The sequence below is a fragment of the Rugamonas fusca genome, assembly GCF_014042365.1.
Taxonomy (GTDB): Bacteria; Pseudomonadota; Gammaproteobacteria; order Burkholderiales; family Burkholderiaceae_D; genus Rugamonas; species Rugamonas fusca.
Window position 1 is genome coordinate 18,953 of sequence record NZ_JACEZS010000001.1, and the last position, 24,922, is coordinate 43,874.

Here is a 24,922-nt window from a genome sequence, read left to right on the forward strand (position 1 = left end):
ATCAACAGTGCGCCGGACTGGCAAAACCGGCCCGCTTGCTGCGAAAAATAGTCAAATAGGCTATTGTTGCTATCCCCTTGCTAAGCGCCAGGGAAAGATTGTCAACTATGAAACGTTCCATCCAACACCCGAGAGACAGGATACGCATGTACACCGTTTTCAAGACCGCCCTGGGCCACAAGCCCGCACTGACCATGCTGGCCGGCTGCCTGCTGGGCGCCACCGCGCTGACGGCGCTGGCCGCACCGGCCAATGACAATGCCACGCTGGCCAGCATCCGCGACAGCGCCATGCACGATGACTGGGCCTACCAACGCCTGGCCGACTTGACGGACCTGGTGGGGCCGCGCCTGTCCGGCTCGCCCGGCGCGGCGGCGGCCGTGGAGCAGGTGGCCGACGCCATGCGCAAGCTGGGCGCCCGGGTCACGCTGCAGCCGGTCAAGGTGCCGCACTGGGTGCGCGGCGCCGAGTCGGCCGAACTGGTCGAGTATGCGGGCCGCCCGGCCGGCATCACCCAGCGCGTGGTGCTGACGGCCCTGGGCGGCTCCGGCGCCACCCCGGCAGCCGGCCTCACGGCGCCCGTGCTGGTGGTGCACAGCTTCGAGGACTTGCAGGCCCACGCGGCCGAGGCCAGGGGCCGCATCGTGCTGTTCGACGTGCCGTTCGACCAGCAGATGGCCGACCGCGGCATGGCCGGTCCCGCCTACGGCCATGGCGCCAACTACCGCGTCAACGGCCCGCGCAAGGCCGCCGAACTGGGCGCCGTGGCGGCCCTGGTGCGTTCCGTGGGCGGCGCCGATTACCGCATCGCCCACACGGGCGCCACCGTCCTCGACGACAAGGCCCGGATCCCGGCCGCCGCCGTCACCACGGAGGATGCGCTGCTGATGGCGCGCCTGTCCGCGCGCGGCGCGCTGCAGATGCACCTGACCCTGACCCCGCAAACCCTGCCCGACGCCGACAGCTACAACGTGATCGCCGACCTGCCGGGCAGCGACAAGGCCAATGAGGTGGTGATCGTCTCCGGTCACCTCGACTCGTGGGACCTGGCCACGGGCGCCAACGACGATGGCGCCGGCGTGGCCGGCGCCATGGGCGTGCTGGCCACGCTCAAGAAGCTCAAGCTGCAGCCGCGCCGCACCATCCGCATGATCGCCTGGATGAACGAGGAAAACGGCACCCGCGGCGGCAAGGCGTATTTCGCCGCCAACCAGAACCAGCTGGAAAAACAGGTGGCCGCCATCGAGAGCGACTCCGGGTCCGGCCGGCCGTTCGGCGTGTTGTCCAGTGTGGCGCCCAAGGCGGAACCGCTGTTTGAACCATTGATGGCGGCGCTGGAGCCGATCGGCGCGGGCGTGTTCACCCGCCGCGACGAGCTGGGCGCGGCCGACCTGCATCCGCTGGAACGGGCCGGCGTGCCCGTGTTCGAGCCGCACGTGGACACGCACAGCTACTTCCACTACCACCACACGCCGGCCGACACGCTCGACAAGGTCAATCCGGACGACCTGCGGCGCCACGTGGCCGTGATGTCGGCCTTGTCCTGGTACCTGGCCAACCTGGACCAGCCCATCGGCCGCAGCCTCAAGCCCTGAGGGCGGCGGCCTTGACCACGCGCGCAGGCGCGTGCCATTGCTTCGTGCTAGTCTGTAGGCTGGCGTTCGCGTGGAACGCCGGCCATCGCCGCGGCGCGCGGTGAACGGCAAACGGCAGAGGAGGACACCATGGACCAGCAGTCGAAAATCCACTACAAGGGTTGGGAAATCATGCCAGTGGCCTTGCCCACCAGCGACCGGCGCTGGACCGCCAGCTGCGACATCGCCCGCGCCGGGGTGGACGGGGTGGAAGTGTTCGAAGGGGCCACCATGCAGTTCCTGCGTGAGACCGAGGACGACGCCATCGCCGCCGCCTGCGACGAGGCGATCCGCCAGATCGACAACCTGATCGCCAACCCGCTGGTGCGGCTGGCCTGAAGCGCAAGGGCCGCCTCAGCGCGCGTGGGCCAGCGCCACGCGGTTGCGCCCGTCGTGCTTGGCCCGGTACAGGGCCAGGTCGGCGTCATGCAGCAGGGCCGGCCAGTTGGCGTGGCCGGGGCCATACACGGCCACTCCCACGCTGACGGTGAAATGGAGCGGCCCGAACGGGGTGGCGATGGCCAGCATGGACAGGCTGTGGCGCAGCCGTTCCGCACAGCGCAGCGCATCCTCGCGGTCCGTCTCGGGCAGCACGCAGACAAATTCCTCCCCGCCCAGCCGGCCGAAATGGTCGATCTCGCGCAACCCGGCGTGGCAGGTGCGCACCAGGGCCTGCAGCACGCGGTCGCCCGTCTCGTGGCCATACTGGTCGTTGACCTGCTTGAAATGGTCGATGTCGAGCATGGCCACGGCCAGCTTGCGGCCGTGGCGCTGGGCCAGCGCCAGTTCGCGTTCGGCCACTTCCTCCAGGTAGCGCCGGTTGCAGGCGCCCGTCAGGCTGTCGTGCTGGGACAGGTGCAGCAATTGTTGTTCGAGCAGGAAGGACTTTTGCTGGAACACCCGCATCACCAGCAGCACGACGACGGCCAGTGCGACGGCGAAAGCGTACTGCATCAGGCCGCTCACGCATTCCAGCCATGGCAGGCGCCACACGCTCAGCGCCACGTACAGCGCCGCCGGTCCGGCCAGCATGCGGGCCAGCACGGGCAGGCGCAGCGTGCACAGGGCCGCCGCGAAATTGCACGCGGCGATACCGGCCAAGCCATACACCAGGCCTTGCGGTAGCAGGAATTCGCACAGGACCAGCGCGCCCACGTGGGTGACGTAGATGTGGGTGCAGCGCCGTTGCACGCTCCAGCACAGCGCATTGGGAAAGTAGGCGGCGCTGCCGGCCAGCACGGCCAGCGCCCGCAGCGCCAGCGTGTAGCGGGCCAGGTGGGGATCGAGCAGCAGGTCCCACACCGAAAACAGCACCATGCCCAGGCCGAACAGGGGGCCCAGCACGGGCAGCATCTGTTCCAGTTCCGCGTCGTGCTGGGCGTGCATGGCGCGCTCGGCCGGTTGTGGCAGGGCCCGCAAGCGGTGCAGGCCCAGGCGTTGCAGGGCGGGGGTGGGGGCAGGCGTGGCGCTGTGGGGCGCGTGCGCGGCGTGGTGGGCAGCCGGGGGCCGCTGGGTGGCATTCATCGCATTTTCCGATTCGTTCGATTCAGAATAGCAAGTGAATAGTCATTCGGGTTTGATCTGCGTCAAAATGGCGGGGAAAGCCGGCCCGGGCCGGCATCCCGCGCCGTTCAGAGGCATTCCATGGTCAGGCTTTTCAGTTCCGCGATGGGGATCATGAACGTTTCGTGGATGCGCAGTACGAGGTCGGCGTTGACGGCCAGCTTGCCGTGGCGGATCTTGCTCAGGCGCGGCGCCGACACTTGCAGGGCCTTGCCGAGGGCGGCGTCGTTCTTCAGGTCGTGGCGCGCGATCACGGTGTCGAGCAGGCGGTGCGGATTGCGCGGCTTGTGCGGGCGGCGGGGCGTGGTGGTCATGCGGCTTTCCTTTCAGGCTGGGAGGGAGAGGTGTGGTGTTGTTGATGGATGGCGCACACGGCCGGCCAGTCGGCCAGCAGCGCGCGCACGCAGTCGGGATCGAAGTGGGCGCCGGCGCCGGCGCGCAGGTGCTCGGCGGCCGCTTCCAGGGTCCAGGCTTTCTTGTAGGGGCGTTCCGAGGTGAGCGCGTCGAACACGTCGGCTACGGCCGTGATGCGGCCATAGATGGGGATGGCGGCGCCGATCAGGCCCTGGGGATAGCCGCTGCCGTCGAACTTTTCGTGGTGCGACAGCGCGATCCGGGCCGCCACCTGCAATAGCGGCGAGCTGCTGCCTTCCAGGATGTCGGCGCCGATGCGGGCGTGGCCGCGCATGACGGCCACTTCCTCGCTGGTGAGCCGGCCCCGTTTGAGCAGGATGCTGTCGGCGATGCCGACCTTGCCGATGTCGTGCATGGGCGCGGCGTCGCGCACCAGCGCGCATTCGTCCGGGCCCATGCCCAGGCCGCGCGCCGTCAGCGCCGCGTAGGCCGCCATGCGCAGCAGGTGGTCGCCCGTTTCCGGGTCGCGGTATTCGGCCGCGCGCGACAGGCGCAGGATGATCTCGCGGTCGCGCTCGGCGATGGCGGCCGTGGCCTTGCGCACCTCGTCGGCCAGCCAGGTGGCGCGGTTGGCCAGTTCCTGCTGGGCCTTGCGCAGCGTGAGCAGGTTGCCGACCCGGGCCCGCAGCTCGGCCATGTTGACGGGCTTGGTGAGGAAATCGTTGGCGCTCAGCTGCAAGGCCTGGTGGCGCACGGCCGACTCGGTGTCGGCCGTCACCATCACCACCGGCGTCATGGCCTTGCCGGGCAGGGCGCGGAAGCGGCGCAGGAATTCCAGCCCGTCCATGGTGGGCATCATGTAGTCGAGCAGCACCAGGTCCGGCTCGTGGGTGGCGCACCAGTCCAGTGCCGCCACCGGGTCGCTGGCCAGGCGCGGCGTGGCGTCCACGGTGGTGGCCAGCATGTGGCTGAATAACGCGAGGTTGGTGGCTTCGTCGTCGACGATCAGCACGTTCATGGCAGTCGGGCTCCGCTCTGGGGTCAGGGGTGGCGCGCTGGTGTGGCGGCGGTGGCCAGCGCTTCGGCGCTGGCGTGCTGGCCGCTGCTGGCCACGCCGATGGCGCAGCTCAGGTGGCTGAAGCCGGCGAAGAAGGTGTGGCCGATCAGGTGCTGCAGGCGCACCGCCAGTTGTTGCGCGTCCTCGTGGGCGGTGCCGGGCAGCAGCAGCGCGAACGCCGTGTCATCCCAGCGCGCCACCACGTCGCCGCCGCGCACCTGCTGCGCCAAGAAGGCGGCCAGTTCGACCAGCACGGTGTCGGCCGCGGCCGTCCCGAACAGGGTGCCGATGCGCCCGAGCTGCTCGATGCGCACCATCACCAGCGCCAGCGGGCTGTGGAAGCGGCTGGCGCGCACGAACATCAGGGCCAGCATCTTGCGGCATTCGTGCTGGCTGTAGCTGCCCGTGAGCGGGTCGGCGGCGTCGCTGGCTGGCCTATCGTGCCCGGCCGGCTCGGCCGCACGGTGCGCGTCCGGCGCCGTCCTGGCGGGCGTGATCAAGCGTAATTGCGGGCGTGACGGCGGGCAAGCGCTCGCGGACTCGGGCGGGGCGCCGTTGCCAACCGGCGCCCGCGCCAACTGCAAGCTGTGCAGCCGGCCCGATTCGAGCACGGCGCGCAGCGTCAAGCCCGCGCCGCCGGCCACCAGCACCAGGACCACCAGCGTGTGTTGCCACGCCGCCAGGGCCGGGCCGTACAGCATGGCGCCCAGCAGCAGCAAGGCCGCGCACAGCAGCGGCACGGTGCGCAGGCTCTCCACGCCAGGCCGGGCCGGCGCCAGGCGCGGGCGGACGCCGGGCGGCGTGGCGGATGGGAAGGGGTGTTCTGGTCGGTTCATGGTGGCCTCGCGCCGTCGCCGGCATGCGTCATTCCTCGGTGGAAAAACGATAAATCCGCGCAATTCGCAATCTCGCATTGCGCCAGCCCGGCCCGCCGCTATCGCTGCGGACGTTTTGGCGGCATAATGCCCTCAGCGGTGCGAAGTGAAACATCAAAACTCCCGCCGCCTGAAACAATTATAATGAATTTATTTGCGAATTGTTGGAATTGCGAAAATTAATTTTGTCGAAAGCCCCCACCATGAAAATCAAGGAAGACACGCCGGACGAGGTGTGCACGACACAACAAGCGGCGGAGATCCTCGGTATTTCCGTATCGTCGGTGCAACAACTGGTGGAGGCGGGCGTGATCGAGGCGTGGAAGACCAAGGGGGGCCACCGGCGCATCCCGCGCCATGCCGTGCTGGCCTATAAGTCCACGCCGTCGGCGGCCACGGCGGCGCGCGCCGGCGGCGCTCAGGCCGCCACGCCGGCCGCACCGCGCGAGCTGGGGGCCGATGGCCGCGTGTCGATCATGGTGATCGAGGATAATCCCATGCAGCGCGCCCTGTACGAACGCCAGATTGGCGGCTGGGACTTGCCGGTCCGGCTCACGTTCTGCGAGAACGGCTACCAGGCCTTGTTGCAGATCGCCCGCGGCCAGCCCGATGTGCTGCTGGCCGACATCGTCATGGATGGCATCGATGGCTATGAAGTGATCAAGACCATCCTGGACGACCCCAAGCTGGCCACCATGCAGATCGCCATCCTGTCCGGCCTGACGGAGCAGCAGCTCGATGAGCGCGGCGGGGTGCCGCCGGGCGTGGTGTTCTTCGCCAAGCCCGTCAATTACGACGAATTGCGCGGCTACTTGCGGGCCTGCGTCGCCCACCGCCTGCGCGGTTGAAATGATTTTATCAAATTAACCGAATTTGACATTTCTTTGAAACGGGAGCACTATCTGACTGCAGGCGCAGCGCGTGGCCACTCCGGCCCGAGGCGGCCGCGGCGGGGAGAGCGAAATGTGGCGAGGGTCGGTCAGGAAACTGGATGTGCGCTGGCTGGTGGGCAGCTTCGGGTTGCTGCTGATCGCCGGCCTGTGGTGGTTGACGTTGACCCAGCTGGCCGACGCCAGGCGTACCGAGCTGGCCGATGCGGAGCGCGACGCGCAGGCGCTGGTGCGCCTGTCCGACGAACACGCCACCCGCACGCTGGAGGGGGCCGACCAGGCCGTCATTTTCCTGCGCCACCGCTACCAGAGCCAGGGCATGGCGCTGGACATTCCGGCGGAACTCAAGAGCGGGCTGGGCACGCTGGACTTGTACAACCTGTTCACCATCGTTGACCAGCGTGGCGACGTGGTGTTGTCGAGCCAGCCGTTCACGCCCATGAACTTGAGCGACCGCGAGCATATCCGCGTCCACATGCGCGCCGACACGGGCCAGCTGTACGTGAGCCAGCCCGTGCTGGGGCGGGTGTCGGGCAAATGGTCGCTGCAGCTCACGCGCCGCATCAACCACCCGGACGGCAGCTTCAAGGGCGTGGTGGTGGTGTCCATGGACCCCGAGTATTTCATCCGCCTGTACCGCGACATCGACGTCGGCCCGCACGGCGTGATCGCCCTGGTCGGCGAGGATGGCGTGATGCGGGTGCGGCGCGTGGGCGGCGAAGCGTCGCTGGGGCAGGATATCCATGCCAGCACGCTGTTCGCCAACATCGTGGCCCAGGGCCACGGCGGGCTGACGGCCGACGGCCCCATCGATGGCCGGCGACGCATCTACCGCTACGCCAAGCTGGAACGGTTTCCCCTGTACGTGGTGGTGGGCATCGACCTGGAGGACCGCATGGCCAATTTCGGCGTGCGGCGCGGCCAGGCGTTGCGGCTGGCGGCGGCCACCACGGTATTGATCGCCCTGTTCAGCGGCGCCATCATCGTGCTGGTGGCGCAACTGATCGCGCGCCGCGAACAGGCCGTGGCGGCCAGCCTGGCCAAGTCGCGCTTCCTGGCCAATATGTCGCACGAACTGCGCACGCCGCTCAACGGCATCCTCGGTTATTCCGAACTGCTGGCCGAGGAACTGGGCGAGAGCCGCCTGGGCGGCTTCGCGCGGGCCGTGCAAGCCAGCGGGCGCCGCCTGCTGGGATTGATCGAGTCGGTGCTGGAGCTGAGCGCGCTCGAATCGGGGCGCACCGCGCTCACCTTGCAAGCCGAGCCGCTGCGCGAAGTGGTGGAGCAGGCGCTGGGCATGCAGCGCGACACGGCCGCCGAGCGCCACGTGGGCCTGTGCGTCAACTACGGCCCCGATCTGCCGGAGCAGTTCGTGTGCGACCGGGCCCGCGTGCTGCGCGTGCTCGACATCCTGCTGCGCAACGCGCTGGCGGCCACCAGCTACGGCGCCGTGCAGCTCGACGTGCTGCCCGTGACGGAAGGCTTGCTGCTGCGCGTGACGGACACCGGCTGCGGCATTTCGCCGGAACAGCAGCGGCGCTTGTTCCAGATCTTTACCCAGCTCGATGACTCGGCCAGCCGCGCCAAGGGGGGCGCCGGCGTCGGGCTGGCCATCGCGGCGCGCCTGGTGCGGCTGATGGAGGGCCGGATCTGGGGCGAGCCGGGGCCGGTGCAGGGCAGCGTGTTTACCGTCGTGCTGCCGCCGCTGGCGCCGTCCGAGCGCCCGGCGCGGCCAGTGCTGCCCGTGGTGGAGACGGCATGATGCCGGCCCGCTACCAGGCCATCGCACCGGAGGTGCTGATGCAGGCCGTGGCCGGCGACCTGGCTTCGTTCCGCAGCCTGTCGCAGGTGTACCTGGGCATCGCGCCGCCGGCGCTGGCGCGCATGCGCGCCGCGCGCGCGGCCGGCGACGCGCGCGCGCTGGCGCACGAGAGCCACGCCTTGAAAGGCAGCGCCGTGCTGGTGGGCGCGCACGCACTGAGCGCGCTGTTGCAGCGCATCGAGCTGCAGGCCGGCGCCGGCGCGCTCGACGCCTGCGTGGCGCTGTGGCCGGAACTGGAGCGGCAATTCGGGCTGGTGATGGATGAAGTGAGCGACAGCGTCGTGCATTACCTGGGCGCGCCGCGGGAGGGGGCATGACGGAGCACGCGGGGGCGCACGAGCGGGCGCGGGAGCAGGGCGCCACCGGACGCCGGCGCGAGCGTCGCCATCCGCTGCGCTGGACGGGCCTGAGCGCGCGCCAGGCGGCGGCCGTGATCGGCGGCGCCGTGATCCTGCTGTTGTGCCTGGCCACCCTGGGCGCGGCCTGGCTGCTGCGCCAGCGCGCCATCGAGGACTGGCGCAGCGACATGAGCAGCCTGTCGCTGGTGCTGGCCGAGAACGTGTCGCAAACCATGGCCTCCACCTACCTGGTGCTCGACGGCCTGACGGACGTGGTGCACGCCATCCAGTTGCGCGCGCCGGGCCCGCTGGCGGCCGCCACCGGCACCGAGCAGCTGTTCCAGACCATGCGCGACAAGATCAGCGGCCTGCCCCAGGTGGACGTGGCCACCGTGGCCGACGCGGACGGCACGGTGCTCAATTTCACGCGCAGCTATCCGCCGCCACCGATCAACCTGGCCGACCGCGACTACTTCGCCTGGCACCGCGCGCATGCCGACAGCGCGCCGTTCCTGAGCCAGCCCGTGCGCAACAAGGGCAACGGCAAGTGGACCTTTTACGTGAGCCGGCGCCTGAACGACGCCCATGGCCGCTTCGCCGGCGTGGTGCTGGTGGGCGTGTCGTGCGATTTCTTCAGCCAGTTCTTCCGCAACGTGAGCCTGGGCGAGCACGCGGCCATCTCGCTGTACCGGCGCGACCAGACCTTGCTGGCGCGCTGGCCGCACGCGGACCAGCTGATGGGCAAGCGCTTCAACACGGGCAACACCAGCCAGGTGCTGGCCCAGGGCCTGGACCATGACGTGCGGCTGGCCACCGGCCCGCGCGAGGCGGCCGGCGGCCAGGCCGTGTACCGCATGGGCGCGGTGCGGCTGGTGCGCAATTATCCGCTGGTGATCAACGCCACCATCACGGAGGAGCTGCTGCTGGCCGGCTACTGGCGCAACCTGCGCCTGCTGGGCGGCATCGCGCTGGGCAGCCTGGTGGCGCTGTCGGTGGCGTTCTGGATGATGGGCCAGTTGCTCAAGCGGCGCGAGCAGGACGCGGAACAGGCCCGGGCCCTGATGCGCATGGCCGATGCGGCCAGCGAGGCCAAGTCGCGCTTCCTGGCCATGATGAGCCACGAGATCCGCACCCCGATGAACGCCATCGTCGGCATGTCGGAACTGATGCTGGGCACCCGGCTCGACGCCACCCAGCGCGGCTACGCCCGCAACGTCCACAGCGGGGTGCTCGAGCTGATGCAGATCATCAACGAGGTGCTGGACTTTTCCAAGATCGAATCGGGCCGCATGGAGCTGGTGCAGGGCTTGTTCGATCCGGCCGAGCCGTTGCGCCAGGTGGCCGCCCTGCACCAGGCCAGCGCCCAGGCCAAGGGCTTGCAGCTGGAGGTGCGGGTCGGCAGCTGCCCGCGCAAGGTGTATGGCGACGCGGCCCGGCTGCGCCAGGTGCTGGGCAACCTGGTCAGCAACGCCATCAAGTTCACGCCGTCCGGCGGCGTGTCGATCACCCTGGAGGCGCGCCCCGAGGAGGGGCGCACCGGCAACTGGCGCCTGTGCTACGCGGTGCGCGACAGCGGCATCGGCATGGACGCGGAGGCCCAGCATCGCCTGTTCGAGCCGTTCATCCAGGCCGACAGCACCATCAGCCGCCAGTATGGCGGCACGGGCCTGGGACTGGCCATTTGCCGGCGCCTGGTGCGGCTGATGGGGGGCCACATCGAATGCAGCAGCGCGCCCGGCGACGGTTCCGTGTTCCGGGTCGAGCTGCCGTGCCGCCTGCATGCGCCGGCCGGCGCCCTGGGCGGGGCGGTGCCGGACGGGCCGCCTGCGCCGCCGCCGGAGACGTCCGTCGCGGACCGGCGGGCGCCGGCCGGCGCCGGGTGGGACGGCGCGCAAGGCGCCGTGGCGGGCCAGGTGGTGGCCGCAGCGGCGGCGCCGCGCGTGCTGCTGGCCGAGGACACGGAGATGAACCGCCAGCTGGCGCGCATCCTGCTCACCCGGCTCGGCTGCGAGGTGGACGAAGCCATCAACGGCCAGCTGGCGCTGGAGGCGCTGGAGACGGCCCGCTACGACCTGGTGCTGATGGACTGCATGATGCCCGTGCTCGACGGCTACGAGGCCTGCCGCCGCCTGCGCCAGCGCGAGGCCGAGACGGGCGCGCCGCGCCTGCCCGTGATCGCACTGACGGCCAGCGCCATCGAGGGCGACCGCCAGCGCTGCCTGGCCGCCGGCATGGACGACTACCTGTCCAAGCCGTTCACGGCCGCCGAGTTTTCCGCGATGGTGGTGCGCTGGGGGCGCTTGCCGTGCGCGCCGCCCGCGGTGTCGTCGCCGCCGCCTTCCGTGCCGTAGCCGCGGCCAGGGCCGCTCGCTGCTGCGCTTGCGCCTGCAGCGGGGGCAGGGCGGCCAGTCGCGCGGCCAGGAACTCGAGCAGGGCGCGCAGCTTGGGCGCCATGTAGCGCGCGCTCGACACCACCAGGTGCACCGGCAGCGGTTCCGGTTCATAGGCCGCCAGCACCCGCACCAGCGTGCCGGTCGCCAGGTCGTCGGCCACCTGGTAGGACAGCGCCCGCCCCAGGCCAAAGCCATCGCGCACCGCCACCAGCGTCGCCTCCGTGTCGTTGAGCGTGAGGCGCGGCGCCAGCTTGACGGCCACGTCGCGCCCCGCATGGCGAAAGCGCCATTCCTCCAGTGGCGAACGGATGGCCGTAAACACCACGTCATGTCCTTCCAGCGCCTGTGGCGTGTCCGGTGTGCCGCGCCGCGCCAGGTAGGCCGGGCTGGCCACCACCATGCGCCGCACCTCGCCCACGCGGCGCGCCACCAGCCCGGCGTCGGCCAGCGGGCCGATGCGCACGGCCAGGTCCAGGCCTTCCTCGATCAAGTCCAGGTTGCGGTCGTTGAACAGCAGTTCCACCTGCATGGCCGGATGGGCGTCCAGGAAGCCCATCACCAGCGCCGTCACGTGGCGCCGGCCGAACACTTGCGGGGCCGTGATGCGCAGCTTGCCGCGCAGGGGCGCGTCCGGGTCCTCGCGCACGGCCTGCTCGTAGTCGGCCAGCACGCGGCGCGCCATGTCGGCCAGCCGCAGTCCGGCCTCGGTGGGCGCCAGGCGGCGCGTGGTGCGCTCGATCAGCCGCGTGCCCAGGCGTTCTTCCAGCGCGGCCAGCGCGCGCGTGACGGCCGGCGCGGACCGGCGCAGGCGGCGCGCCGCGCCACTGAGGCTGGCGCAATCGAGGATGGCGATGAAGATGGCCAGTTCGTCCAGGCGGTCCACGGATTATTCCATTTAGTGAAAAAGTAATTTCCACTATAGCATTATTTACATCGAATTGCGCAATGCCTACCATGGCTGCACCGATCAACGAAACGAGGAAAGCTCCATGACCACCACGCCCACCCGCACCCTGACCCTGCACGGCACCCACTTGTCCGGCCACGTGCACCGGGTCGAACTGCTGCTGCACATGCTGGGACTGCCTTATGAGCTGGTCGCGGCGCCGCCCGACGTGCGCGCCGGCGCCGCCTTCCTGGCCATGAATCCGCTGGGCCAGATTCCCGTGCTGCAGGATGGCGATCTGGCGCTGGCGGACAGCAACGCCATCCTCACCTACCTGGCGCGCCGCTACGCGCCCGCTGGCGGCTGGTTGTCGGACGACCCGGTGGAAGCGGCCGAGATCACGCGCTGGCTGTCGGTGGCGGCCGGAGAACTGCGCTTCGGCCCGGCCACGGCGCGCGCCGCCGCGTTGTGGAACATGGACGGCGACGTGCCGCGCGCCCACGCCATCGCCGCGCGCCTGCTGGCCTTCATGGAGCAGCACGTGGCCACGCGCACCTTCCTGGCCGCCGGCCGCCCCACCTTGGCCGACCTGGCCTGCTACGGCTACGTGGCCCACGCGCCCGAAGGCGGGGTGGCGCTGGACGCCTATCCGGCCGTGCAAGCCTGGCTGCGCCGGGTGGAGGGCTTGCCCGGCTTCGTGCCCATGCCCGACAGCACGCCGCCGGAGCGCACATGAGCGCGGACCTGGACGGCCCATTCCACCCCGGCGAGCTGCGCGCCCAGCAACTGGCCGGCAAGGGCAGCAGCGGCGGCGCCATCCGCGACTACATGCCGGACCAGCACCGGGAATTCTTCGCCCTGCTGCCGTTCCTGCTGGTGGCCACGGTGGCCGACGATGGCTGGCCCGTCGCCACGGTGCTGTGCGGCGCGCCCGGCTTCGTGCACAGCCCCGACCCCACCACGCTGCGGGTGGCCGCGCCGTCCGGGGCGCCGGTGGGCGCGCGCGTCGGCGTGCTGGGGCTGGACTTTGGCACGCGCCGGCGCAACCGCGCCAACGGCACCATCGCGCAGGCCGATGGCGCCGGGTTCACCATCGCCGTGGCACAATCGTTCGGCAACTGCCCGAAATACATCCGCCTGCGCGACGTGGTGCCAGCGGCCGGGGAGGGCGGGGCGGACCGGGTGGCGCCGGCCGTCAGCCACTTCGAAGGGCTGGGCGAACCGGCGCGCCGCATGCTGGCCGCCGCCGACACGCTGTTCGTGGCCACCACGGGCGGCCAGTACGGCGCCGACATCTCGCACCGGGGCGGCGCACCGGGTTTCGTGCGGATAGCCGGCGACACGCTGACCGTGCCCGACTACGCGGGCAACCGCTACTTCAACACGCTGGGCAATATGCTGGTGGACGAGCGCACGGCCTTGCTGGTGATCGACTATGCCAGCGGCGACGTGCTGCACTTGCAGGGCCGGGCCGAGGTGGACTGGGACGGGGCGGCGGCCGGCCTGCCCGGCGCCGAGCGGCTGTGGCGCATGCGGGTGCAACGGGGCACGCTGCGGCGCGCGGCCGTGCCGCTGCGCTGGCGCCTGCGCCCGCAGGACTGAGCCGCCGGGACGGGCGCCATGCCCGTCCCGTTGTCGCGATTTCGACAAATCTCACAAATTGTCGCTTGTTGTGGCCCCCATTCCTTGCTACGATGCGTGCAAAGCGTCAATTGTTTTGCAGTGCGCCGCCGCTCCCGCGCGGCCTGGCAGGCAGCTTCCGACGCCGGCCGCCCCATCCCCGCAGCCCCACCCTGATTCGTACCGCTGGCATCCCGCGCGGCCTTCGCCGGCGCGCCGTGTCGCAAGGCATGCCGTCCTTGCCCAGACTTCCGATGCGCGCTGCCCGTTGAAACACTGCTAGTCCCGTCCCTCCCGCCCTGGCGTTGCGCGCCCGCTGGAGTGCCTTCTTGTACCCGCACCTGGAATGACATCATGCTGACTCTGAAATCGGAACGCCCCGCGCCCAGCGTACTCAAACAGCTGGGAGAAATGACCGCCTGCCGCGACATGCACCTGGTCGAGCAAAGCCTGTTGCGCACGCTGGGGCCGGTGCTGGGCGTCAAGCGCACTTCGCTGTACCGGGTCGACGAGCAGGGCCTCGTCACGCGCGCGCTGCACCACACGCGCGACGCGGCCATCGTGGGCGGGGAGCTGCACCGCACCAGCGACCAGATCGAGGAATTGAGCAGCGCCATCGCGCTCGATCCGGCCGTCGCCAACCTGCTCGACACGCTGCGCCTGCTCGACCGCAGCTGCACCCGCCAGCAGCCGGACGGCTACCTGATCGGCTACCCGCTGCACGGGGCCGACCACCTGTGCGGCTACTTCGTGTTCGAGCGCGACCACGAGGTCACGCCCACCGAGCATGCCGTCATCCATGGCGTGCTGGAAGTGTTCTCCAATTACTATGCGCTGCTCGACGCCAGCCAGCGCGACCGCCTCACGGGCCTGCTGAATCGCTATTCGCTGGAACTGAACCTGAACCGCATGTGGGATGTGCTGGCCCAGCGCCTCAAGCATGGCGGCGAGCGGGCCCAGGCCAACCGGCGTGGCGGCCGGGCCCAGAGCTACTGGCTGGGCGTGCTCGATATCGACCACTTCAAGAAAGTCAACGACACCCATGGCCACATCATCGGCGACGAGATCCTGCTGCTGACGGCGCGCCTGCTGGAAGGGGCGTTTCGCCGCTCCGACCTGCTGTACCGCTACGGCGGCGAGGAATTCATCGTCATCGTGGCCGCCCACGACGTGGCCACGGCCACCCAGATCTTCGAGCGGGCGCGCCAGGCCGTGGCCCATTTCATCTTCCCCCAGGCGGGGCGCTTGTCCATCAGCGGTGGCTTCAGCATGGCCGATCCCGCCGTGCTGCCGCAGACCATCATCAACCGCGCCGACCGCGCCCTGTATGAAGCGAAGGCCGATGGCCGCAACCGCATCTATTTCTACGATGAGCTGATCCGCACCGGCCGGCTGGAGGAAGTCCAGTCGGGCACCATCGACCTGTTCTGACGACGGCGCCGCGCCGTCTCAGGCGGCCAGGCGGCAGCGGTCGCGCCCTTCGTGCTTGGCCCGGTACAGGGCCTGGTCGGCCAGTCCCAGCAGGGCGGCGCTGTCGCCGTCGGGCGCGGGCCGCAGCACGGCCACGCCCACGCTGATGGTGACGTGGTCGGCCACCGGGCTGTCTGCGTGGGCGATGGCCAGCGCCGCGATGGCCAGCCGCAGTTCCTCGGCGATGGCCAGCGCGCCCGCTTCGTCCGTGTCCGGCAGCATGCAGGCGAATTCCTCGCCGCCGTAACGGGCCACCAGGTCGTAGGGCCGCTTCAGGTGTTCCTTGAGCGCGAGCGCCACCCGCTTGAGGCAGTCGTCGCCGGCCTGGTGGCCGTAACGGTCGTTGTAGCGCTTGAAGCAATCGACGTCGATCATCAGCATGGCCAGCGGTTCGCCGCTGCGCCCGCAACGCCGGAATTCGGCGTTCAGCGTATCGTCGAACAGGCGCCGGTTGGCCACTCCCGTCAAGCCGTCGGCGAACGCCATCGCCTGCAGCGCGTCCATGTGCAGCTTGAATTGCAGGTGGGCCAGCACCCGGTTGCGCAGCGTGAGCGGGTTGACGGGCTTGGACACGAAGTCGGCCGCGCCGGCGCTCCAGCAGGCGTTCTCCTCCTCGGCCAGGGTGCCGGCCGTGACGAAGATGACGGGGATGGCGCGCGTGTCCTGGTCCTGCTTGAGGCGGCGGCACACTTCCAGTCCATCCATGCCCGGCATGACCACGTCCAGCAGGATCAGGTCGGGCTTGTTGCCGCGGCAAAATTCGAGCGCCTGTTCCCCACTGGTGGCGGCGAACACTTCGAATTCCTCGGCCAGCACGGCGTGCAGCATGCGGATATTGATCGGCTGGTCGTCCACCACCAGCACCCGGCCGCGGCGTTCAGGAGAGAGCTTGGGCATGATCACGATTCTGCCTTCCAGAGTGAGAGGTGGCGTCCAGGCGGTGCAAGATGGCCTGGCAGATGGCGCCCGCCCGCGCCAGGTCGAAGCTGTCCATGGCCGCCTCCAGGCTGGCCGCTTCCGGCTCCATGGCGGCCCGCTGCTCGCGCAGCAGGCGTTCGAACAGGGGCAGCGCGTCGAGGCTGGAGGCGTCGAGCAGGCGGCGCAGGCGCGCCAGCTCCTGCGGCAGCGCGCTGGCGTGGGCGGCGTCGCCGGTCCCGTCGTGGGCCGGCCGCGTGAAAGCGGCCAGGTGCTGCGCCATGCCCGATGCCAGTTCGGCCGCCGCCGAGGCGGCGCGCCGGGCTTCCGCGATCAGGTTGGCGTGTTCCACCTGCCAGGCCATCGGGCTGCCCTGGCTGCGCAGCAGCAGTTCCATCGATTGCGCCAGCGTCGCCAGCGCGTCCGCGCCGACGGTGGCGGCCAGGCCCTTGAGGCTGTGCAGCTGGCGCCCGGCCGCGCCGATGTTGGCGGGGCTGTCCAGCGTTTCCGGCACTTGCGCGGCCAGCGGGCCGCAGTCGGCCGCGAAGCGCCGCAGCGCGCGCTGGTACACGGAGGCGTTGCCATTGAAGCGCGCCAGCGCGGCCGCGCCGTTGATGCCCAGCGCCGGCGGCACGTGCAGCGGCGCCAGCGCGGCCGGCGCCGCCTGGCCGCCATCGCCCCCGGTGGCGGCGCGCCCCGTATGGTGGGCGATCACGGCCAGCAGTTGGGGCAGGTCGAAGGGCTTGCCCACGTGGTCGTTCATGCCGGCCTGGAAGGCCTGCTCGCGGTCCGACTGCATGGCGTTGGCCGTCATGGCGATGATGGGCAGCGCCGCCATGCCCGGCTGGGCGCGGATCAGGCGCGTGGCCTGGTAGCCATCCATGCAGGGCATTTGCACGTCCATCAGCACGCAGTCGTAGTGTGGGTCGGCCGCCAGCGCCTCGAGCGCGGCCTGGCCATGGTCGGCCACGTCCACGCGGGCGCCGGCGTGGCGCAGCAGTTCGCCCGCCACTTGCTGGTTGATCGGGTTGTCCTCCACCAGCAGCAGGCGCAGGCCGGCCAGCGGGGCGGGCGCCGTGGCGTCGGCGTCGGCAGCTTGCGCCGCGGCCTGCGCCGGGGGCGTGCCCGGTTGCAGCGGCAGCACGAAGCTGAAGGTGCTGCCGGCCCCCGGCGCGCTGTCGACCGTGAGCGTGCCGCCCATCATCTGCACCAGCCGCCGGCAGATGGCCAGGCCCAGCCCGGAACCGCCGTAGCGGCGCGCCGTGGAAGCCTCGGCCTGCGAAAAGCCGTCGAAGATGTGCCCGAGCTGCTCGGGCGCGATGCCGATGCCCGTGTCGCGCACGGCGAAGCGCAGCGCCAGGGCGGCCGTCCGGTCCTGGCTGGCCTGGCCATCCTGGCCTTGCTGGCCATCGCCGGGCGCGCTCGCCAGCGGCGCGACCGAGATGGTCACTTCGCCCTCGTGGGTGAACTTGATGGCGTTGCCGCCCAGGTTGAGCAGCACCTGGCGCAGCCGCAGTGCGTCGCCCACCACCCACGGCGGCAAATCGCCGGCCAGTTCATAACGCAGCGCGATGGCGCGCGGGCCCACGTTGGCGCTGAGGATGATGTCGACCTCGTGCAACAGGTCACGGATGCTGAAGGTGTGCGGATCGAGCGTCAGCTTGCCGGCCTCCACGCGGGAAAAGTCGAGGATGTCGTTGAGGATGCCCAGCAGGGCGCGGCCGGCCCCTTCGCACTTGTCCGCGTAGTCGCGCTGGCGCTGGTCCAGCGTGGTTTGCTTGAGCAGGGCCAGCATGCCCAGCACGGCGTTCAGCGGCGAGCGGATTTCGTGGCTCATGTTGGCCAGGAATTCCGACTTGGCCCGGCTCGCCGCGTCAGCCGCCGCCATGGCCGCCCGCAAGGCTTGCTCGGCCTCGTGCTCGGAGGTGATGTCGCGGTTGATACCCAGCACCCGCACCACCTGGCCCTGGCGGTCCCGTTCCTGCGACGTGACGGCCTGCATGGTGCGCAACGAGCCGTCGCGGCAGACGATGCGGAAGGTGGCTTGCTGGCGCGCCGCCCCATCGGCGGCGGCGCGCAAGCCGGCCAGTACGCGCGGCCGGTCCTCCGGATGCAGCCGCTTCTGCCAGCCAGCGTAGAACGGGCCGCCCCGTTCCCGTTCCGGCACGTCGTAAAAGTCGAACATGCGCTCGTTCCATTCCATGGCCCCGCTGCCCGGTTCCCAGGTCCAGATTCCCAGTTCGGCCACGCGCGAGGCGTTCAGCAGCTGGTCGCGCGCGGCCACCAGCGTGCGCCGGTCCTGCTCGCGGGCGGAGATGTCGGAGGCGATGCCCAGGAAGCCGATGATGGCGCCGCTGTCCTCGCGCAGGGCGCTCACCGACAGCATGACGGGGAAGGTGCCGCCATCCTTGCGCACATAGGTGTAGGCATACTCGTTGTGCATGCCCAGCCTGGCCTTGGCCACGAACACTTCGAAGCCGGGCGCGATCGGGCGCCCCAGTTCCTGGCTCAGGGCGGCGGCGCGCGCGGCCACCTCGTCCCGGTCGTGCAGCCGCTCCGGGGTGCACTTGCCCAGCAGTTCGGCCGCCGCATAGCCCAGCATGCGCTCGGCGGCCGGGTTGAACAGGCGGATGATGCCGTCCGTGTCGGTGGCGATGATGGCGTACGAGGCGTGCGCCAGGATGGCACGCTGCAGGATGGTGACCGACTCGATCTGGCGCGTGCGCTCGCGCACCTGCTGTTCCAGCGACACGTTCAGTTCCTGGATGCGGGCCGTGGCGGCGGCGCGGATTTCCTCGAGCCGGCGGCGCTGGCGCCGCCGCAGGTGGTTGGCGCCGCCCACCAGCAAGGCGCCGCACAGCATCGAGGCCAGCAGGGTGAGCTGGGCCGTGTGGCGGGCCGCCAGCACGGGCGCGAACGGGGCCGTCAGGGCCAGCGTGAGGTCGCGTTCCGGATGGCCGGGCGCGATGCTGACGCGGCGCGTGATGGCCACCACCGTGCCGCGCGGGCCGTCATAGCGGCCCAGCAAGGTGCTGGCGCCGTGGTCCAGGCGGCGGAACTGGTCCTGCCAGCGCAGCGGGTGGCCGCGCTCGAAGCCAAATGCGCTGGCCGGGTCCGGGTGCAGCAGGAAATCGCCCCGGCCATTGGTCAGATAGGCCCGCAAGTCCTCCGGCAAGTTGGCCGCGGGCGGCGCCAGGATGCCGCGCGCGGCGTAATCGACCACCACCACCCCGAACAGTTTGCCCTGGCTGTCATGGATGGGCGTGGCGGCCCGCAGCACCGGCACGGCCGGCGTGACGGCGTGGCCCGCGATCCGCTCGAAGCCGATGTCCGACACGTGTACCTGGCCTGGCGCCAGATGGGCGGCGGCTTCGATGTCGGGTTCCTGGCCCACCTGCCGCAGCCGCCCGCCGTCGGCCGCGCCGATGGTGTCGCCGGTGCGGTCGATGCGCACCAGTTCGCGGCCCTGGTCGGCCAGGCCCACCAGGCTCACTTGCCGGATGTCGGGATTGGTGGCGGCGTAGGCCTGGAAGATGCTGGTCAGGCGCCGGTGCCAGAGCGCGACCGGGGTCGATTCGAGCGCATCGTAGCCGTCGTTGGCGCTGGCGCGCATGATGCCGCCCATCGGCGGCAGGCTGGCCAGGAACAGCACATCGCGTTCCAGTGTGCCCAGTTGCTGGGTCAGCAGGCTGGCGCTGGCGGCGCTGCGGCCCAGCAGGCGGCTTTCGAGCGTGGCCAGCGCACGCTGTTCCTCGCGCTGGCCCACCCACCAGGTCGCCACGCCCAGCGCGCCGGCCAGCAGCAGTGCCGCGCCGGCCCGGCGCCAGGTGGCTTGCCGCTTGAGGTAGGGCGCGATCGCGCTCATCATGTCCCGCATTGTCTTGTTCTATATGGCCCGCCTGGGGTGCTCCGCGCCCGTCGCGCCGGCGCCACAGGGGCCAGGCGCGTGCCTAGGGGGAATTTTCATTGTACCGCCTTGTATTGGACAGCTGGAGAAAAAAGTGGCGCCGCTGTGATGGCGCAGGGGCATTTGTCAGCCCAGCGCGACGCCCAGCCGCTCGGCCAGCAGGGCCGCCTGTTCCGTTTCCAGGTCGTCGAATTGCTGGCGGATGGCTGCCAGCAGGGCCGCGTGCTCGCCGCCGCCCAGCAAGCCATCGAGCTGGTCGAGCAGCGCCGTGGCCCCGTAATCGCCGTCGTGCAGCAGCGGCGCCAGTTGCCGCGCCAGCGTGGCCGCTTGCGCGCGCTGCGCCGGGTCGGCATCCGCCGGTGACGCGGGAGCGGCCTGCGGCGCGGGTGCCGGCGTGAGCGGCGTCAATGCCCGCACGGCGGCCAGCGCCGCCGCCAGTTCCGTGGCGAAGGCGTGGGCCACGCCCGGCAATGGCGTCGGGTCGCCCGCGCGCACGGCCTCCTCGAGCGCGGCGGCGGCGGCGCCCAGCCGGTAGGCGCCCAGCAGCGTGGCGGCGCCCTTGACCCGGTGCGCGCCCTGGCCCAGCGCGGCCAGCTCGCCGGCCGCCAGCTGGCCCACAACCTGTTGCGGCAGCGCGCCATAGGCTTGCGCGAACGCGCGCGCGGCGCTTAGCAGCAGCGGGCGCTGTACCCCATTGCGGGCGCTGGCGTCATCGAGGTCCAGGATGGGCGGGCCGGCGTCGTGGTGCATGGTCTCCACCGCTTCAAGCCTGGGCCGGGGCCGGGTCCGGCCGCCAGACGATACGGTTGCGGCCAGCTTGCTTGGCCAGATACAGGTGGCTGTCCACGGCGGCCAACAGTTCGTTCGCGCTTTCGCCCTCGGCCAGGCGCAAGGTGGCGCCGCCGGCGCTGACGGTGAGCAGCGGCGCGGCCGTGGAGGCGGCGTGGACGATGGCCTGTTGCGCCACTTCCGCGCAGATCGCCTGCACCACTTGCAGGGCCTGGGCCGCGTCCGTGTCGGGCATCAGCAGCACCAGCTCCTCGCCGCCGTAGCGGGCCGCCAGGTCGGCCGGACGGCGCATGTGGCCGGCGGCCGCGCGGGCCACGGCGCGCAGCGCGCGGTCGCCGGCCGGGTGGCCGTAATGGTCGTTGTATTGCTTGAAACAGTCGATGTCGAGCATGGCCAGCGACAGCGGCCGGCCGTTGCGCTGGGTGCGCAGCCATTCGTTGGCGTACACGTCGTCGTAGCGGCGCCGGTTGGCCAGCTCCGTCAGGCCGTCCACGTGGGCCAGGTGTTCCAGCATGCGCCGCTGGCGCACCACTTGCAGGTGCAGGGCCACCCGCGCCAGCACCACGGTGGCGTTGAACGGCTTGGCGATGTAGTCGGCCACGCCCATCTTCAGGCCGTTGGCCTCGTCCTCGGGGCGGTCCAGGCCGGAGATGAAGATGACGGCGATATCGGCCGTTTGCGGGTCGGCCCGCAACTGGCGCAGCACCTCGTAGCCATCCATGTCGGGCATCATCACGTCCAGCAGGATCAGGTCCGGCGCGTGGCGCGTGGCCCGTTCCAGGGCCTGGGTGCCGTTCTTGGCCAGCAGCACCGTGTAGTCCGGCTTGAGCAGCTCGGCCAGCACCTGGCGGTTGATGGCGTCGTCGTCGGCGATCAGGACTTTTTGCATTACAGGCAAATTCATGCGCTCAATTCCACGTTCAGATTCAGGGCGCGCGCCAGTTCGGCCAGCGGTGCCAATGCGCCATCATATTCGATCTCATCGACCGCCTGCTGAATCGCCGCCAGCAGGGCGCCGTGGCGGGCCGCGCCGGGCAGGGCCTGCAGGGCGTGCAGGGCATCCTCGGCGCGCGCGTCGTCGTGGCGCAGGAAGGCTTCGAGCTGGCGGATCAGGGGGGCGGCGCCGGGCATGTCCGGCGCCGGCGCGTCCGCGTCCGCGACGCTGGCCGCGATGGCGGGGCGGCTGGCCGAAGCGGGAGGCCGGGCCGCGACGGCGGCCAGGCCGGCCAGCACGGTGTCCAGGGTGTCGGCCAGTTCCTGGGCCAGCGCCGCGCAGCGCTCGTGCTGGCCCGAACGCAGCGCCTGTTCGACGGCGTTGGCCTGGGCCGACAGTTCGGCCGCACCCAGGTAGGCCGCGCTCGACTTGAGGTTGTGGGCCAGGCTTTGCAGGGCCGTGTGGTGGCCGGCCCGCAGTGCCTCGCGCACCACCTGCGGCCCGCCCTGGTATTCCTGCAGGAAGCTGACGATGCGCTTGTGCAGGCGGGAGCGCTGCTGGCCCACGCTGTCGAGCGCCTGCTGCCAGATGATGCCAGGCACGGGCGGCAGCGGCGCGGCCGCCTGCGCGTCGCCCTCGTCGCCGGCGGCCGCGGCGGGTATGGCTGGCGGCTGGCGGCCGGCCAGACGGGCCGGGTCGATCCACTTGTGCAGGGCGCGGAACAGCAGTTCCGGGTTGATCGGCTTGGTCACATGGTCGTTCATGCCGGCCGCCAGGCTTTTCTCGCGGTCGCCCGCCATGGCGTGCGCCGTCATGGCGATGATGGGCAGCGCGCCCAGGCCTGGCAGGGCGCGGATCTGCAGGGTGGCCGTCAGCCCGTCCACTTCCTGCATCTGGATATCCATCAGCACCAGGTCGTAGTCGCGCTGCTGCACCATGCGCACGGCCTCGCCGCCGTGCATGGCCACGTCCACCTCGACCTGTGCCATGGCCAGGAAATCCTGCGCCACTTCGCGGTTGTTGGCGTTGTCGTCCACCAGCAGGATGCGGGCGCCGGCCAGCCGGGCCAGGTCGGGCGCCCGCATGCCCGGGCCGGACGGGTTGCCGGCGGCGCCGGCCAGATCGGGGCGCAGCACCTGCAGCAGGCTGTGATAGAGCAGGGCCGGGCCGACCGGCTTGGTGAGGAAGCCATGCAGCTGGAACGGGCCTTCCTGCTGCTGCACCGTCTCGCGGGTGCAGGCGCTGACCATGAGGATGGCCGGCGGCGCGGCCAGGCGCGGGTCGGCGTGGATGCGGCGGATGGTCTCGACCCCGTCCCAGCCCGGCATCATGTAGTCCATCAGCACCACCTGGTAGGGCGCGCCCTCGTCGGCCGCGCGCGCCAGCAGGTACAGCGACTCCTCGCCGGAGCTGGCGCCATGGGCCGACACCCCGAACGAGGCCAGCATCTCGACCAGCGCGTCGCGCGCCGTGGCGCTGTCGTCGACCACCATCACGCGCACCTGGCGCAACGCTTCGGCCGGCGCCACCACGGGGGCGCTGGCCGGATCGGCCACGCCCAGCGTGATGGTGAAGCTGAAGCGGCTGCCCACGCCGGGCGTGCTGTGGACGCGGATGGCGCCGCCCATCAGTTCCACCAGCTGCTTGGAGATCGACAGGCCCAGGCCGGTGCCGCCGTAGCGGCGCGTGATGGAGCCGTCGGCCTGGCTGAAGGACTGGAACAGGCGCACCAGCTGTTCCTCGTTCATGCCGATGCCCGTGTCGCTGACGCTGAAATGCAGCGTCACCTGCTCGCCCTTGCGCTCGGCCACCTCCACCGCCACCACGATCTCGCCACGGTCGGTGAACTTGACGGCATTGTTGGTCAGGTTGATGAGGATCTGGCCCACCCGCAGCGGGTCGCCCACCAGGCGGGCCGGCACGCCGCGCTCGACGCGGAACACCAGTTCCACCCGCTTGTCGTCGGTCTTGATGGCCGTCAGGCTGGCCAGGTGCTCGAGCAGCTCGTCCAGCGCGAACGGCACCGATTCGAGCGCCAGCTTGCCCGCTTCGATCTTGGAGAAGTCCAGGATGTCGTTGATGATGCCCAGGAGGTGCTGGCCGGCTCCTTCGATCTTGCTCAAGTAATTGCGCAGCCGCGGGCTCGGTTCGGCCATCATGGCCAGCTGGCTCATGCCGATGATGGCGTTGAGCGGGGTGCGGATCTCGTGGCTCATGTTGGCCAGGAAATCCGACTTCATGCGAGTGGCCGCTTCGGCCCGCAGCATGGCGCTTTGCATGGCCTTGGTGCGCAGGCCGAGGATGCGCATGAACACCAGCATGTCGAACATGTTGCCGAACTGGAGCGCGTGCATGGTCCAGAAGTTGGCGGCCACGGCGCCGTTGATGACGCGCGACAGCAGCACCGAGGACATGAAGCTGACGGCCCAGCCGATCAGGAAGTAGATGCCGACGGCGTCGCCGCGGCGCGCGCGCATGAAGGCGCCGGGCAGGCCCAGCAGCATGGGCATCAGGCCCAGCGTGCTGACGATGGCCACCAGCGTCTGCACGCCGATGATGTCGGTGGCGTAGGCGCCGGCGCTGACGAGGGCCAGCACGGCGCCCGTGTGCATCAGGCGGCTGAACACGCGGTCCATGCCGGGGCGGGCCAGCGCCTGTTCCACGAACAGGTAGGCGCCGCACGAGGCCATCAGCGCGAACAGGCCACCGGCGTGCATGGTCATCCACTGCTGGTTGCCCCACAGGTATTGGGTGCCCAGGCCGAAGAATTCGACCGAGAACATGGTGGTGCCGGCCGTGAGCAGCGCGTATTTGCCAAACAGCGGTTCGCGCAGGTTGATCCACTGGGCCAGGCTGTAGAGCAGCAGGCACAGGCTCAGGCCGATCAGCAAGCCTTGCAGCATCTGCTCGTTGAGGGCGGTCGCGTGGAAGGCGCCCGGCGTGGACAGGCGGATCGGCAGGATCATGGAACCGGTGTTCTCGACCCGCAGCCACAGTTCCTGGCCGGCGCCCGGCGCCAGCTTGAGGGCCACGGCCGGGGCGCGCCCCCGTGCGCCGGCACGGTCGCGCGGCAGCAGGTTGCCCATGGCCGCGTGGCGCACGATGGCGCCGTTGGCGCTCACGTACACGTCCACCCGGTTCAGGGCGGCGTAGTCGATATTGAGGATCCAGTCGCCCTCGCCGCCGGGCGCCACCGTGACGGGAATGCGCAGCCATAGCACGTCGCGGTGCACGCCCAGGGTGGCGTAGGCGGAATCGGGCGCGGTGAAGCGGGCGGCGGCGGCGCGCGCGCCGTTCACGTCCAGTTGGCCGCCCGGATCGGACAGCACGGTCAGGGCGGGCCAGGCGTCGATCTGGCCCCTGGCGTCGTCCAGCAGCAGGGCCGCGGGGGCGGCCCGGCTGGCGCCGGGCAGCAGTAGCAGCAATGACAGCAAGGCTGATAGCAACGCGGACCGCCAGGACGCTGGCAGCAGCG

General features: G+C 70.6%; 19 protein-coding genes. 9 read left to right on the forward strand and 10 right to left on the reverse strand.

Annotated elements, in window-relative coordinates:
* Window positions 1–146 precede the first annotated feature (146 nt).
* A complete protein-coding gene (locus H3H36_RS00090) occupies window positions 147–1,595 on the forward strand; it encodes a M20/M25/M40 family metallo-hydrolase (protein WP_182212948.1) in 1,449 nt (482 codons plus the stop codon).
* Window positions 1,596–1,724: 129 nt separating this feature from the next.
* The gene (locus H3H36_RS00095) at window positions 1,725–1,973 is read left to right on the forward strand and encodes a hypothetical protein (RefSeq protein ID WP_182162365.1); all 249 of its coding nucleotides are present in this window, start codon (window positions 1,725–1,727) and stop codon (window positions 1,971–1,973) included.
* A gap of 15 nt (window positions 1,974–1,988) precedes the next feature.
* On the opposite strand, the gene H3H36_RS00100 is transcribed toward H3H36_RS00095, so the two are convergent.
* From H3H36_RS00100 to H3H36_RS00115, 4 genes are all read right to left on the reverse strand, one after another.
* The gene (locus H3H36_RS00100; RefSeq protein ID WP_182212949.1) at window positions 1,989–3,158 is read right to left on the reverse strand and encodes a GGDEF domain-containing protein; all 1,170 of its coding nucleotides are present in this window, start codon (window positions 3,156–3,158) and stop codon (window positions 1,989–1,991) included.
* Between the two features lie 107 nt (window positions 3,159–3,265).
* A complete protein-coding gene (locus H3H36_RS00105) occupies window positions 3,266–3,511 on the reverse strand; it encodes a helix-turn-helix domain-containing protein (protein WP_182212950.1) in 246 nt (81 codons plus the stop codon).
* The gene (locus H3H36_RS00110) at window positions 3,508–4,569 is read right to left on the reverse strand and encodes a response regulator (protein WP_182212951.1); all 1,062 of its coding nucleotides are present in this window, start codon (window positions 4,567–4,569) and stop codon (window positions 3,508–3,510) included. The genes H3H36_RS00105 and H3H36_RS00110 overlap by 4 nt, the downstream gene beginning before the upstream one ends.
* A 23-nt stretch (window positions 4,570–4,592) precedes the next feature.
* The gene (locus H3H36_RS00115) at window positions 4,593–5,444 is read right to left on the reverse strand and encodes a GGDEF domain-containing protein (RefSeq protein WP_182212952.1); all 852 of its coding nucleotides are present in this window, start codon (window positions 5,442–5,444) and stop codon (window positions 4,593–4,595) included.
* Window positions 5,445–5,686: 242 nt separating this feature from the next.
* Here H3H36_RS00115 and H3H36_RS00120 point away from each other — a divergent pair, with 242 nt between their 5' ends.
* The 4 genes from H3H36_RS00120 (at window position 5,687) to H3H36_RS00135 (ending at window position 10,884) form a co-directional block, all read left to right on the forward strand.
* Window positions 5,687–6,331 (forward strand): response regulator, encoded by a 645-nt coding sequence (locus H3H36_RS00120; RefSeq protein WP_182212953.1) that lies wholly within the window; start codon window positions 5,687–5,689, stop codon window positions 6,329–6,331.
* 115 nt (window positions 6,332–6,446) lie between these two features.
* Window positions 6,447–8,135 (forward strand): sensor histidine kinase, encoded by a 1,689-nt coding sequence (locus H3H36_RS00125; RefSeq protein WP_182212954.1) that lies wholly within the window; start codon window positions 6,447–6,449, stop codon window positions 8,133–8,135.
* Entirely contained in the window at window positions 8,132–8,512 is a 381-nt protein-coding gene (locus tag H3H36_RS00130) for an Hpt domain-containing protein (protein WP_182212955.1), read from the forward strand. Before H3H36_RS00125 ends, H3H36_RS00130 begins: the two co-directional genes overlap by 4 nt.
* Window positions 8,509–10,884: a hybrid sensor histidine kinase/response regulator gene (locus H3H36_RS00135; protein WP_182212956.1), complete on the forward strand. Its 2,376-nt coding sequence runs from the start codon at window positions 8,509–8,511 to the stop codon at window positions 10,882–10,884. The genes H3H36_RS00130 and H3H36_RS00135 overlap by 4 nt, the downstream gene beginning before the upstream one ends.
* Here the strand turns inward: H3H36_RS00135 and H3H36_RS00140 are convergent.
* Window positions 10,790–11,809, reverse strand: a complete 1,020-nt coding sequence (locus H3H36_RS00140; protein WP_182212957.1) for a LysR family transcriptional regulator — start codon at window positions 11,807–11,809, stop codon at window positions 10,790–10,792. The genes H3H36_RS00135 and H3H36_RS00140 overlap by 95 nt on opposite strands.
* A gap of 106 nt (window positions 11,810–11,915) precedes the next feature.
* On the opposite strand from H3H36_RS00140, the gene H3H36_RS00145 reads away from it, so the two are divergent.
* The 3 genes from H3H36_RS00145 to H3H36_RS00155 all read left to right on the forward strand — a co-directional run bounded on the left by H3H36_RS00145 (window position 11,916) and on the right by H3H36_RS00155 (window position 14,863).
* Window positions 11,916–12,548: a glutathione S-transferase gene (locus tag H3H36_RS00145; RefSeq protein WP_182212958.1), complete on the forward strand. Its 633-nt coding sequence runs from the start codon at window positions 11,916–11,918 to the stop codon at window positions 12,546–12,548.
* Window positions 12,545–13,414: a pyridoxamine 5'-phosphate oxidase family protein gene (locus H3H36_RS00150; protein WP_220459545.1), complete on the forward strand. Its 870-nt coding sequence runs from the start codon at window positions 12,545–12,547 to the stop codon at window positions 13,412–13,414. The genes H3H36_RS00145 and H3H36_RS00150 overlap by 4 nt, the downstream gene beginning before the upstream one ends.
* 372 nt (window positions 13,415–13,786) lie before the next feature.
* Entirely contained in the window at window positions 13,787–14,863 is a 1,077-nt protein-coding gene (locus H3H36_RS00155; protein ID WP_220459546.1) for a GGDEF domain-containing protein, read from the forward strand.
* 18 nt (window positions 14,864–14,881) lie between these two features.
* Here H3H36_RS00155 and H3H36_RS00160 read toward each other — a convergent pair whose 3' ends face one another.
* From H3H36_RS00160 to H3H36_RS00180, 5 genes are all read right to left on the reverse strand, one after another.
* The gene (locus H3H36_RS00160; protein WP_182212959.1) at window positions 14,882–15,799 is read right to left on the reverse strand and encodes a diguanylate cyclase; all 918 of its coding nucleotides are present in this window, start codon (window positions 15,797–15,799) and stop codon (window positions 14,882–14,884) included.
* On the reverse strand, window positions 15,780–19,685 hold the full coding sequence (locus tag H3H36_RS00165; RefSeq protein ID WP_182212960.1) for a hybrid sensor histidine kinase/response regulator: 3,906 nt from the start codon (window positions 19,683–19,685) through the stop codon (window positions 15,780–15,782). Before H3H36_RS00165 ends, H3H36_RS00160 begins: the two co-directional genes overlap by 20 nt.
* A gap of 165 nt (window positions 19,686–19,850) precedes the next feature.
* Window positions 19,851–20,474 (reverse strand): Hpt domain-containing protein, encoded by a 624-nt coding sequence (locus H3H36_RS00170; protein ID WP_182212961.1) that lies wholly within the window; start codon window positions 20,472–20,474, stop codon window positions 19,851–19,853.
* A 13-nt stretch (window positions 20,475–20,487) separates the two neighbouring features.
* Window positions 20,488–21,417 (reverse strand): diguanylate cyclase, encoded by a 930-nt coding sequence (locus H3H36_RS00175; protein ID WP_182212962.1) that lies wholly within the window; start codon window positions 21,415–21,417, stop codon window positions 20,488–20,490.
* Entirely contained in the window at window positions 21,414–24,881 is a 3,468-nt protein-coding gene (locus H3H36_RS00180; RefSeq protein ID WP_229219647.1) for a hybrid sensor histidine kinase/response regulator family protein, read from the reverse strand. The genes H3H36_RS00175 and H3H36_RS00180 overlap by 4 nt, the downstream gene beginning before the upstream one ends.
* Window positions 24,882–24,922: the final 41 nt, after the last annotated feature.

What these genes read in the sequence shown, in the direction of transcription:
- H3H36_RS00090 (WP_182212948.1), top strand. Translation starts at nt 147, where the DNA reads ATGTACACCGTTTTCAAGACCGCCCTGGGCCACAAGCCCGCACTGACC.
- H3H36_RS00095 (WP_182162365.1), top strand. Translation starts at nt 1,725, where the DNA reads ATGGACCAGCAGTCGAAAATCCACTACAAGGGTTGGGAAATCATGCCA.
- H3H36_RS00100 (WP_182212949.1), bottom strand. Translation starts at nt 3,158, where the DNA reads ATGAATGCCACCCAGCGGCCCCCGGCTGCCCACCACGCCGCGCACGCG.
- H3H36_RS00105 (WP_182212950.1), bottom strand. Translation starts at nt 3,511, where the DNA reads ATGACCACCACGCCCCGCCGCCCGCACAAGCCGCGCAATCCGCACCGC.
- H3H36_RS00110 (WP_182212951.1), bottom strand. Translation starts at nt 4,569, where the DNA reads ATGAACGTGCTGATCGTCGACGACGAAGCCACCAACCTCGCGTTATTC.
- H3H36_RS00115 (WP_182212952.1), bottom strand. Translation starts at nt 5,444, where the DNA reads ATGAACCGACCAGAACACCCCTTCCCATCCGCCACGCCGCCCGGCGTC.
- H3H36_RS00120 (WP_182212953.1), top strand. Translation starts at nt 5,687, where the DNA reads ATGAAAATCAAGGAAGACACGCCGGACGAGGTGTGCACGACACAACAA.
- H3H36_RS00125 (WP_182212954.1), top strand. Translation starts at nt 6,447, where the DNA reads ATGTGGCGAGGGTCGGTCAGGAAACTGGATGTGCGCTGGCTGGTGGGC.
- H3H36_RS00130 (WP_182212955.1), top strand. Translation starts at nt 8,132, where the DNA reads ATGATGCCGGCCCGCTACCAGGCCATCGCACCGGAGGTGCTGATGCAG.
- H3H36_RS00135 (WP_182212956.1), top strand. Translation starts at nt 8,509, where the DNA reads ATGACGGAGCACGCGGGGGCGCACGAGCGGGCGCGGGAGCAGGGCGCC.
- H3H36_RS00145 (WP_182212958.1), top strand. Translation starts at nt 11,916, where the DNA reads ATGACCACCACGCCCACCCGCACCCTGACCCTGCACGGCACCCACTTG.
- H3H36_RS00150 (WP_220459545.1), top strand. Translation starts at nt 12,545, where the DNA reads ATGAGCGCGGACCTGGACGGCCCATTCCACCCCGGCGAGCTGCGCGCC.
- H3H36_RS00155 (WP_220459546.1), top strand. Translation starts at nt 13,787, where the DNA reads ATGCTGACTCTGAAATCGGAACGCCCCGCGCCCAGCGTACTCAAACAG.
- H3H36_RS00160 (WP_182212959.1), bottom strand. Translation starts at nt 15,799, where the DNA reads ATGCCCAAGCTCTCTCCTGAACGCCGCGGCCGGGTGCTGGTGGTGGAC.
- H3H36_RS00165 (WP_182212960.1), bottom strand. Translation starts at nt 19,685, where the DNA reads ATGATGAGCGCGATCGCGCCCTACCTCAAGCGGCAAGCCACCTGGCGC.
- H3H36_RS00170 (WP_182212961.1), bottom strand. Translation starts at nt 20,474, where the DNA reads ATGCACCACGACGCCGGCCCGCCCATCCTGGACCTCGATGACGCCAGC.
- H3H36_RS00175 (WP_182212962.1), bottom strand. Translation starts at nt 21,417, where the DNA reads ATGAATTTGCCTGTAATGCAAAAAGTCCTGATCGCCGACGACGACGCC.